Genomic DNA, 9,327 nt, shown 5'->3' on the forward strand with positions numbered 1-9,327 from the left:
GATGCCTGCCTTGCTCACTGAAACCTCCTCAAACCGCCCCACAATTGTTATCTATAAAAACCGAGAACAACTGTTGGGTAGGAGGTTGACACGTAGGGTCCGTAGCTCAGCGGTAGAGCATTGGCAACGTCTCCAACCCACCTTGTCGCCGCGCCGAAGCACCTAGATTTCAAACAGCACCGATTCCGAACAGCACCGATTTTGAACGGCGCGAATGCCGTCGGGACTACATTCCAAACTGTGACGTCCCGGCACCGACCTTGTCGCACCGTTCAATCTACTGTCTAAGCCTCAGAGGGACACCATGTCGAACACACTGATGCTCTTCTTCTGCGTGCTGCTGCTAGCCGTGCTCTTTGCCGTGGCCTCGGCAAGGCGACAGTCGCACCGTCGCCAGCAGCAACGCCAGCAGCAGCTCCCGATCCGGGACGATCGGCTTGATCCCGACCGCTGCTATCGCTTAACCCTGTCTCACGGCCAGGTGCTGTCTCCCGTACGCGTACTGGGGGGAGGCGATAGCGCATCGGGCCCCAACCTTTTGGGTAGCTGGGAGACCTTCCTGACCCTCCGCCGTGAAGATGGCGGCCTGACCTATGTGCGCACCTCGGCGGTGCGGCTGGTCGAAACCCTCTGAAACCGCGCACACCATGAACATGATGAACACCGAAAACTACGACCTCATCCACGACCCCGGCGCCGTGCCGATCAAGCTCTGGACCCGCGGCGTGCCGCTGGAAGACCAGGCCCGCGAACAGCTGCGCAAGATCGCGCGCCTGCCGGTGGTCGGCCCTTGGCTTGCGGTGATGCCCGATGTGCATCTCGGCATCGGTGCTACCGTTGGCTCGGTGGTGCCCACCGAGAGCGCCATCATCCCGGCCGCGGTCGGCGTCGACATCGGCTGCGGCATGATCGCCAGCCGCACCACGCTCACCGCCGCGGATCTGCCGGATTCACTGGCGATGCTGCGCACGCGGCTGGAGCGCGCCATTCCGCACGGCCGCAAGCCGGGCCGCCGCGACCCCGGCGCCTGGGAACAGGTGCCGGCGTCGGTCGCCACCGCGTGGAAGGGGCTTGAGGCGGACTTCGAGCGTCTGTGCGAGTGGCATCCGCGGCTGGCGCATACCAACAACGCCCACCACCTCGGAACGCTCGGCACCGGCAACCATTTTGTCGAGGTCTGCATCGACGAAGAGCAGCGCGTGTGGCTGATGCTGCACTCGGGTTCGCGCGGTGTCGGCAACGCCATCGGCACCCACTTCATCGAGCTGGCCAAGCGCGATATGCAGCATCACATCGCCAACCTGCCGGACAAGGACCTGGCCTACTTCGAGGAAGGCAGCAAGCACTTCGATCAGTACGTGTTCGCGGTGGACTGGGCGCAGCGCTATGCGCGCATCAACCGCACGCTGATGATGCGGCGCGCGTTGGCCGCGCTGGCGGAGGAGATCCCCAAGCGTTTCCAGACCGACAAGGAAGCGGTGAACTGCCACCACAACTATGTGCAGCGCGAAACCCACGGCGGCCGCGAGCTGTTCATCACCCGCAAGGGTGCGGTCAGCGCCAAGCTCGGCGAGCTCGGCATCATCCCCGGCAGCATGGGCGCGAAGAGCTACATCGTGCGCGGCCTCGGCAACGCCGAGAGCTTCTGCTCCTGCTCGCATGGTGCGGGCCGGGTGATGAGCCGCGGCGAGGCCAAGCGCCGCATCACCCTGACCGAACACAAGCAGGCCACGGCCCACGTCGAATGCCGCAAGGACGCCGACGTGATCGACGAGTCGCCGGCCGCGTACAAGCCGATCGAACAGGTGATGGCCGCCCAGCAGGATCTGGTGGAGATCCTCCACACCCTGCGCCAGGTCGTGTGCGTGAAAGGCTGAGCGCTGCAGCCCCCACACCCATGAAGCCGAGTTGGGGTGAGGGGCGCAACGGAACGAACATCCAAGCCCGCGGTGCATCGCCACCGCGGGCGCCACGAGACCCAAGGAGAATCCCATGCGCCCCGACATGCAGCGGGTGCTGATCGACTGTTACCGCGGCGGCCTGCGCATCAAGAGCGACCGCAGCGGCAAGCCGCGCGTGCAGCAATACCCGGACGCCGACAGCGATGCCGGCCCGCACCGTCCCAAACGCCTGCGCACGCGCTGGTTCAGCGACAATCTCGGCCCACTGCGGCGCTGGCTGCGCGCCCAGGTCGGTCGGCCCTGGAACAGTGTCTGGAGCGAGCTCTGCGCCGGCGTCGATAGCGACACCATGGCCGGGCAGCATCTGCTTGAGCACGTGTTCTGGGAGGTCGAGCGGGACTGCCGAATGGACGGCCGCGTCGCGTTGAAGAGCGTCGACCGCAGCTGGCGTGACGGCCGGGTGGATGGACTTTACGTGCATCCACGCACCGGCCTGCTGCGCTGGCAGCCGCCATTGCCAAGGCCCGGTCCTCAGCCGCCGCAGGATTGGCGTCTGTTGCCACAGGGCGATGAACGCCTGCTGCGCCAAGTCCGAGGCCTGTGGTTTGCGCTCAAGGTCGAAGCACTCGGCAGGGATTGGCAGCCGGATGCCAAGACCCGCGCTGCAGCCGATGTGCTCGCACTTGGCGGCCAGTCCTACCGCGTGCTCGGCCAGCGCCAGCTCAACCACCGCGAACTGCGCCTGCACGGGCTGCACAATCAGCACGACTGATCCCGACTCCACGACATTGAAGCTTCCGAAATGAACGCGATTCACTCCCCACTGCAGTTCAGCAGCGCGGTCGACATCGACGGCAGCCAAGGCGAAGGCGGCGGCCAAGTGCTGCGCACCAGCCTGAGCCTCGCCATGCTGACCGGGCGCAGCGTTCGCCTGCACAACATTCGCGCCGGCCGCCGCAAACCCGGCCTGATGCGTCAGCACCTGACCTGCGTGCTCGCCGCTGTGCGCGTGTGCGCGGGCCAGGTTGAAGGCGCCGCGATCGGTTCAACCGCGCTCGAGTTCCGGCCCGGCCCGATCCAGGCCGGCGACTACAGCTTCGCCATCGGCAGCGCCGGCAGCACCTCGCTGGTACTGCAGACCCTGCTGCCCGCCCTGCTGGTTGCCACGGGGCCGAGCAGGCTGCGGATCGAAGGCGGCACACACGTACCGATGGCGCCCTGCGCCGACTTCATCGCGCACGCGTTCCTGCCGGTGCTGCGCGGCATGGGCGCGAAGATAGATTTCACCTTGGAGCGCCACGGCTTTTTCCCGGCCGGCGGCGGTGCCGTCGTCATCGAGGTGCAGCCGGCGCCCTTGCGCGCGCTGATGCTGGAATCGCGCGGCGCAGCGCTCGGCATCCACGCCGAAGCGATGGTCAGCCAGCTGCCCGCGCGCATCGTCGAACGCGAACTCGATGCCCTGCGCCGCGCCCTGCCACAGGCCGAGCTGCAGCGTCGTGAACTCGGCACCGGCAGCGGCCCGGGCAATGCCCTGGTGCTGCAGGCGCGCTTCGAGCACGTCTGCGAGGTCGTCACCGCGCTCGGCAAGCTCGGGCTCAGCTCCGAGGACGTCGCCCAGCAGGCCGCGAGCGAACTCAAGCGCTACCTCGCCCACGGCGCGCCGGTCGGCGAACACCTGGCCGACCAACTGCTGCTGCCGATGTGGCTCGCCGGCGGCGGCCACTTCGTCACCGGCCGACCCAGCACCCACCTCGAAACCAATATCGAGGTCATGCGGGCCTTCGGCGCTGCTCAGATCGAGCTGGCGCCGGACCTCAGCGACCCGCAGCGGCGCTGGCGGGTCACGCTGCGGGTTGGCGCCTGATACCGATTCTGCCGCTCACCTGGGACCGCTCCGTGTTGCCGAAGGCTTGGTCGATGGCCCGAACAGCAGCGCACTGAAGCTCTCGCTTTGCGGCCACCGCTTACTCGGCCTGACCGTCGGCGACGCGCTCAGCCTGCCGGTGCTGCTGCGGCTACCACTCGCCAGCCTCGCCATCGTGCGGCGTGAGCTGGGGCGGCCCGACTGGCCGTTCGACCTCACTCCAGCGTAGAGGCTGGTGGCAGCGTCGATTGTTTCCGCGCAAAGCGTCGACGACCGGGGCCAGTGGGCCGGCTGTGCGGCCGGTCGACCTGTCCGGCAACCGCTGGTCATGAATCGCTGCCGCGCCGCCGCCTGCCGCGCCTAGCCTGCGATCCCTTCCCCAGCTGGTAGAAATCGCATGATCCGTCTCTTGTGCCTCGGGCTGATCGCACTGACGTCTGCCGCGGCCGCCGCCAGGCCTGCCGCCCCCACGCTTGACCAACAGCTTGAACAGCGCGCCGACCGCTTCTTTGCAGATTCCCAGCCAGGCGGTGTGGTGCTGGTGCGCCGTGGCGACGAGATCCTGCTGCGCAAGGCGTATGGCCTTGCCGACGTCGAAAACGGCGTACCGATGCGCGCGGACTCGGTGTTCCGGCTGGCATCGATCAGCAAGCAGCTGACCGCGATGGCGGTGCTGACCCTGGTGCATGCCGGCACACTGGATCTCGATCAGAGCGTGGGCAGCGTGGATCCGTCCTTGCCCGAGGCGGTCGGCAAGATCAGCCTGCGGCAGCTGCTGACCCACAGCTCAGGCATCACCAACATCAGCGAGATTGAAGCGTCGCGCGCCGCACGGCGCAACGAGGCCAGCGCCGAAGAATTGCTTGGCTTCTTCAAGGATCTGCCACTGGAATTCGAACCTGGCAGCCGCTTCAGCTACAGCAACTCCAACTACATCCTGCTGACCCGGGTGATCGAGCTGGCCAGCGGGAAGAGCTATCCCGAGTATCTGGGCGCCGCCGTGCTCAAGCCGCTGGGCATGAAGAACACCCGTTACGGCAGCCATCTCGATCTCGTCCCGCGCCGCGCCCAAGGCTACCAGCAGGGCGAAGCCGGTCTGCAGAACGCCGACTTCATCAGCATGAGCCAGCCGCAGGGCGCTGGTGGACTTCTGACCACGGTCGACGATCTGGCGCGCTGGGATGCCGCGCTTTACACCGAGGCGCTGGTGCCGGCGGCGCTACGCGACCAGGCCTTCAGCAAGGTGCAGCTCAGCGACGGCAGCGCGATGCCCTATGGCTTCGGTTGGCTGCTCAGCGCCGTGCAGGGCCTGCCCAGCCAGGAGCACAGCGGCTTCATCAACGGCTTCCAGTCGCAGCTGATTCGTCTGCCCGAGCAGCGCGTGCTGGTGACCGTGCTCACCAACTCCGAAGCACTGTATCCGGGTGACCTCGCGGTGGAACTGACGGCGATGGCCGGCGGACGCGCGTTTGACCTCGATCCCATCGAGGTCGATGCCAGCGCCTGGCTCGGTCGCTACCGCTTCGATCAGGGTGTCGAGCGCGAGATTCTCAGCCACGAAGGCAGGCTGTATTCCCAGCGCATCGGGGCTAACCCGATCGCGCTCATCCCGACCGCCGATAGACGCTTCTACCTCGAAGGCAGTCTCAACTTCCTGACCTTCAAGCGCGATGCCAAGGGCCAGCTGCAGGTCACGCTGCACGACCGCATGATGGGCGACAGTGTCGGCCAGCGCTGATCGGGCCGGGCCGCGGCATGGCCGAGATCGGCGCGCCGCTGGCCCGATGGGGCGAGGGCAGCGCATGCTGCCCTCGTTCGTTCCCGGCGGACTTGCCGGCCGCACCCACCCGCCAACGGCGTCGCGCATGCACTGGAAATTCTGGCTGCTACAGGCCCTGGGCTGGACGCCCTACGCGCTGCTGCAGCTGCTCACCAACAGCGATGATCGCCCGCTCACCGCGCCCGAGCAGATCAGCGCAGCCCTGCTGCTGGTGGTGCTCGCTGTCACCGGCAGCCTGCTGTTGCGCGCCCTGTACCGGCGCCTGCAGAGTCGCCGCGTTGGCGAACTGGCCTGGCTGGCGCTGCTCGGATTCGCCAGCGTGCTGCTGGCGCTGGCCGTCGACTTGCTTTATCACGGCCTGATCGGTGTGCTGGCTCATCTGTTCTCGAGCTTTGCGGCGATTCTGGACAGCCAGCCCGCGCTCGCCCGCGCGCCCCTGTTGCTGGTGATGTACGTGGCCTGGAGCCTGCTCTACCTGGCACTGAGCCGGCAGCAGCGGCTGGAGCGCGCCGCGCTGGATGCCCAGACCCTGAAGCTGGCGCTGAAAGAAGCCGAAGTGCAGCGTTTGCTGGGCCAGCTGAGCCCGCACTTCATCTTCAATACGCTGAACAATATCCGCGCTCTGATCCTGCAGGACACCGAGGCGGCACGGCAGCTGCTGACCCAGTTCGCCAACACCCTGCGTTACCAGTTTGCCGATGCCGGGCAGGCCGAGGTCAGCGTCGAAGAGGAGCTGCGTACCGTGCATGACTATCTCGATCTGGTGCGCCTGCAGCTGGGCGCCCGGCTGCAGTACTCAGAACAGATCGATCCATCGGCCTTGTCGCTGCGCCTGCCGCGATTCTCGCTGCAGCTGCTGGTGGAGAACGCGATCAAGCACGGCCTGTCGCGATCGGCCGAACCCGGCCAGCTCGACCTGTCGATACGCCGCGGCGGCGACGGCCTGCGTCTGGAAGTCCGCAACAGCGGCCAGCTCGCCGCGCCGGGCAGCGGCACCGGCATCGGCCTCGCCAATCTGGCTGAGCGGCTGCAGCTGATGTACGGCGCAGCGGCGACGCTGGAGTTGCAGCAGGACAAGGCGCAGGTGCTGGCGCGGCTGCAGATCGGCGCGCAGCACTGATGCGCGCCCTGATCGTCGAAGACTCCGAGCTCGCCCGCTTCGAGCTGCGTCACCTGCTGCGGGTGCATCCACAGATCGAGATCATCGGCGAGGCTGCGAACCTGCAGCAAGCGCTGCTCCAGATTGAGGCGCTGGCACCCGATCTGCTGTTTCTGGACATCGATCTGCCCGACGGAACCGCCTTCGACCTGCTGCCGCAACTGGAGCGCATTCCGCCGCTGATCTTCACCACCGCGTTCGACGCCTACGCGATGCAGGCCTTTGACTACCACACCATCGACTACCTGCTGAAGCCGATCGAACCGCTGCGCCTCGCGCAAGCGATCGAAAAGCTGCAGCCGGTCGCGCAGCTTCAGCCGACCGCCGCCGGCGGTTCCCTGCAGGCCGACAGTCCGCTCTACCTCAAGGACGGCGACAAGACCTATCTGGTGCGGGTGAAGGAGATCCGCCTGATCGAAGCGGTCGGCAACTACAGCCGCGTGCATGTCGGCCCGCACGCGCCAATGATCTACCGGGCGCTGGCCGCGATCGAAGCCCGCCTAGACCCCGCGCAGTTCTTCCGCTGCAGCCGCCAGCACCTGGTCAACCTCGGCTGGGTCGAGACCGTGATGCCCTGGAGCAACGGCGCACTGCGTCTGCGCCTGCGCGGCGGCCAGGAAGTTGACGTCTCACGCCGACAGAGCCTGCGCTTGAAGGAGCAGCTGAGCCTGTAGCGGGGCTGTGGCTCCGCGCTGCGCGGCATGCACGCCCCGGAGCTCAAACCTGAGCGGGCCGGATCAACAAGCACTGCGTCAGGCAACACGGGGCGCCGCGCTCTGGATCGGCCGGGGCGCCCCTCAGCCTTCGGTTGCAGCCGGTTCCGGCTGCGCCAGTTCGACGGCGCCCTCGGGCGACCAGAGGAAAGGAACGACGTAGCGCGTGCGCCGCGGAACGTAGTCCTCCACCACGGCGTCTTGCTCCGGCTTCGGCCGACGGATCACTTCAAGTCGATGCGGCCCAGGCGCCAAGCCGTTCAGGGGCAAGTAGCCGCTGAGGCCACGCAGCCCAAGGTCGCTACGCTCACTCGGCAGAAAGCCGTCGAGCGGCAACACTCGGCCATCCAGGCGCACTTCCCATAGCCGCTTCAGACAGTCGGCGGCAAACTCTGCCTGCTGATCGTGCACGGCTTCGCGGGCGAGTGCGTCGGCATCGCTGTCGCGCGGATCCGCAAAAAATGCAGACGCCTCTTCTTGAGGCCCAGCGGGGCAACGCTGGACGAGCACCGGGTCATCGATCAAGGCGACATAGGGCAGGAACAGCGGCAGCCACGCTGTCTCGACAACCGGCGCCGGGATCATTGGCCCGGGGCGCACACGGTCGAGCCGAATGCGTTGGCTTTCGTAAGACTGGCTGCGCTGGCCGGCGACGAGGTGGCGGCCAGAGACGAACACCTGGCTACCCATCACGTCGAAGCCGCGCCCCTGCTGGAATGAAAAGCTACCGACGTAGGAAACCAGCATCAGCGCACCGACAAAAAGCGGAAAGAACAATCTGGGCAGCGTATTGCTTTGCAGGACGTAGCGCGCCGGCCCCACCAGCCGACGCGGGAAATACAGCCCTTCAACCGCGCGCAGCAGCGCCATCACCAGGGCGAAAAGGCGGCGCTCACGCAGCCAGCGCCAACGCCGCGCCAGCAGCCCATCCAGCAGCCATAGCAGCAAGGGGGCCCCGATCAGGACCAGGAACATCGTCGAGGTGGCGCCGTTGATGAAGTAGTTGGTGCCTCCCAATGCGTTCCCGAACACACCGCCGACAACGAACAGCACAGTCATCCAGAGACCCAGGATGCCCAAGCACTGCGCGGCGAAGGTGATCAGGGAAAACAGCACCGAAGCGATACGATCGGCGGCAGCGATGCCGTCGTCGAGGCTCGGCAGTCGACGCTTCAGGGAATCCTGGGTCAGTGGGCCGACACCGCGCAGGCGCTCCCAACGCACGCCGTCGGGGAACGCCGACTTCAGGCCGATCAAGCCGACCCAGTGGGCACGCACGGCCAGATGCAGTAGAAGCAGCGTGGCCATGGTGTAGCAGGTTGCGCCAATGATCGGCAGGGCCACGACCACCGCCGCACCGATTCCCATCGGCATACGCGCGAAGTAGTCGACGTATTGCTCGAACAGCCAACCGGGCAAGTTGAGCAGGGCCAGCAGCGACAGCCCGGAGATGATCAACTCGAGTTCGTCGGTACGTTCGCGCAGGCGCTCGAAGCTGATCCGTGCTGTGGCGATCGGGCGCGCAACGGGGTCGACAGGATCGGTCACCAGTGGGGTCCGGCGGCAGTGGATGCTGCGCAGAGTACCCAAGGAACCGGCAGCAATGCAGCCAGCGGGAATCCGTCCTTGCGGCGAGGGCTGCCAAAGCGCCTTTGCCCACGTCGCATGCGGACTGCCGCGTCGCCGAGACCGCGATGGACCCATGGCATTCCATCGTCGAACGCGGCGAAAGCGCCTTGCCGCATCCGCCCACTCCTTTCACAACGCTTGCGCTGCTGATGATTGTCAGATCCCGGACGATCGCGTACCTGCTTGACGAAGAGTTCCGGGTGGGTGGATTGCCAGCGTTTGAGCGCCAGAACCGGAGTCTCGTGGTTGAGCGCCTTCTGTGGCAAGTGGTGGTTGTAGAG

General features: G+C 66.5%; 9 protein-coding genes and 1 pseudogene. 8 read left to right on the forward strand and 2 right to left on the reverse strand.

All coding sequences use genetic code 11. The features are described from left to right. Positions 1-304 precede the first annotated feature (304 nt). From ACIQ7H_RS20830 to ACIQ7H_RS20865, 8 genes are all read left to right on the forward strand, one after another. Entirely contained in the window at positions 305-634 is a 330-nt protein-coding gene (locus ACIQ7H_RS20830) for a hypothetical protein (RefSeq protein ID WP_395795175.1), read from the forward strand. A gap of 19 nt (positions 635-653) precedes the next feature. Next, a complete protein-coding gene (locus ACIQ7H_RS20835; protein ID WP_395795191.1) occupies positions 654-1,877 on the forward strand; it encodes an RtcB family protein in 1,224 nt (407 codons plus the stop codon). 115 nt (positions 1,878-1,992) lie between these two features. Continuing rightward, a complete protein-coding gene (locus ACIQ7H_RS20840) occupies positions 1,993-2,673 on the forward strand; it encodes a hypothetical protein (RefSeq protein WP_395795177.1) in 681 nt (226 codons plus the stop codon). A 30-nt stretch (positions 2,674-2,703) separates the two neighbouring features. Then, positions 2,704-3,765 carry an RNA 3'-terminal phosphate cyclase gene (gene rtcA, locus ACIQ7H_RS20845; protein WP_395795179.1) on the forward strand — a complete coding sequence of 354 codons (1,062 nt, stop codon included), beginning with the start codon at positions 2,704-2,706 and terminating at the stop codon, positions 3,763-3,765. A gap of 46 nt (positions 3,766-3,811) precedes the next feature. After that, positions 3,812-3,994, forward strand: a complete 183-nt coding sequence (locus ACIQ7H_RS20850) for a hypothetical protein (RefSeq protein WP_395795181.1) — start codon at positions 3,812-3,814, stop codon at positions 3,992-3,994. Positions 3,995-4,162: 168 nt separating this feature from the next. Beyond that, a complete protein-coding gene (locus ACIQ7H_RS20855; RefSeq protein ID WP_395795183.1) occupies positions 4,163-5,503 on the forward strand; it encodes a serine hydrolase domain-containing protein in 1,341 nt (446 codons plus the stop codon). A gap of 127 nt (positions 5,504-5,630) precedes the next feature. Beyond that, the gene (locus tag ACIQ7H_RS20860) at positions 5,631-6,665 is read left to right on the forward strand and encodes a sensor histidine kinase (RefSeq protein WP_395795185.1); all 1,035 of its coding nucleotides are present in this window, start codon (positions 5,631-5,633) and stop codon (positions 6,663-6,665) included. Next, positions 6,665-7,378, forward strand: a complete 714-nt coding sequence (locus ACIQ7H_RS20865; RefSeq protein WP_395795187.1) for a LytR/AlgR family response regulator transcription factor — start codon at positions 6,665-6,667, stop codon at positions 7,376-7,378. The genes ACIQ7H_RS20860 and ACIQ7H_RS20865 overlap by 1 nt, the downstream gene beginning before the upstream one ends. A 123-nt stretch (positions 7,379-7,501) precedes the next feature. Here ACIQ7H_RS20865 and ACIQ7H_RS20870 read toward each other — a convergent pair whose 3' ends face one another. Together ACIQ7H_RS20870 and ACIQ7H_RS20875 are read right to left on the reverse strand one after the other, a co-directional pair. Then, the gene (locus ACIQ7H_RS20870; RefSeq protein ID WP_395795189.1) at positions 7,502-8,965 is read right to left on the reverse strand and encodes a hypothetical protein; all 1,464 of its coding nucleotides are present in this window, start codon (positions 8,963-8,965) and stop codon (positions 7,502-7,504) included. After that, a pseudogene (locus ACIQ7H_RS20875) lies at positions 8,962-9,327 on the reverse strand (hypothetical protein); the annotation flags it as partial. The pseudogene ACIQ7H_RS20875 and the gene ACIQ7H_RS20870, both read right to left, overlap by 4 nt.

Source organism: Aquimonas sp. (genome assembly GCF_044377145.1).
In the GTDB taxonomy this organism is placed as follows: domain Bacteria; phylum Pseudomonadota; class Gammaproteobacteria; order Xanthomonadales; family Xanthomonadaceae; genus Aquimonas.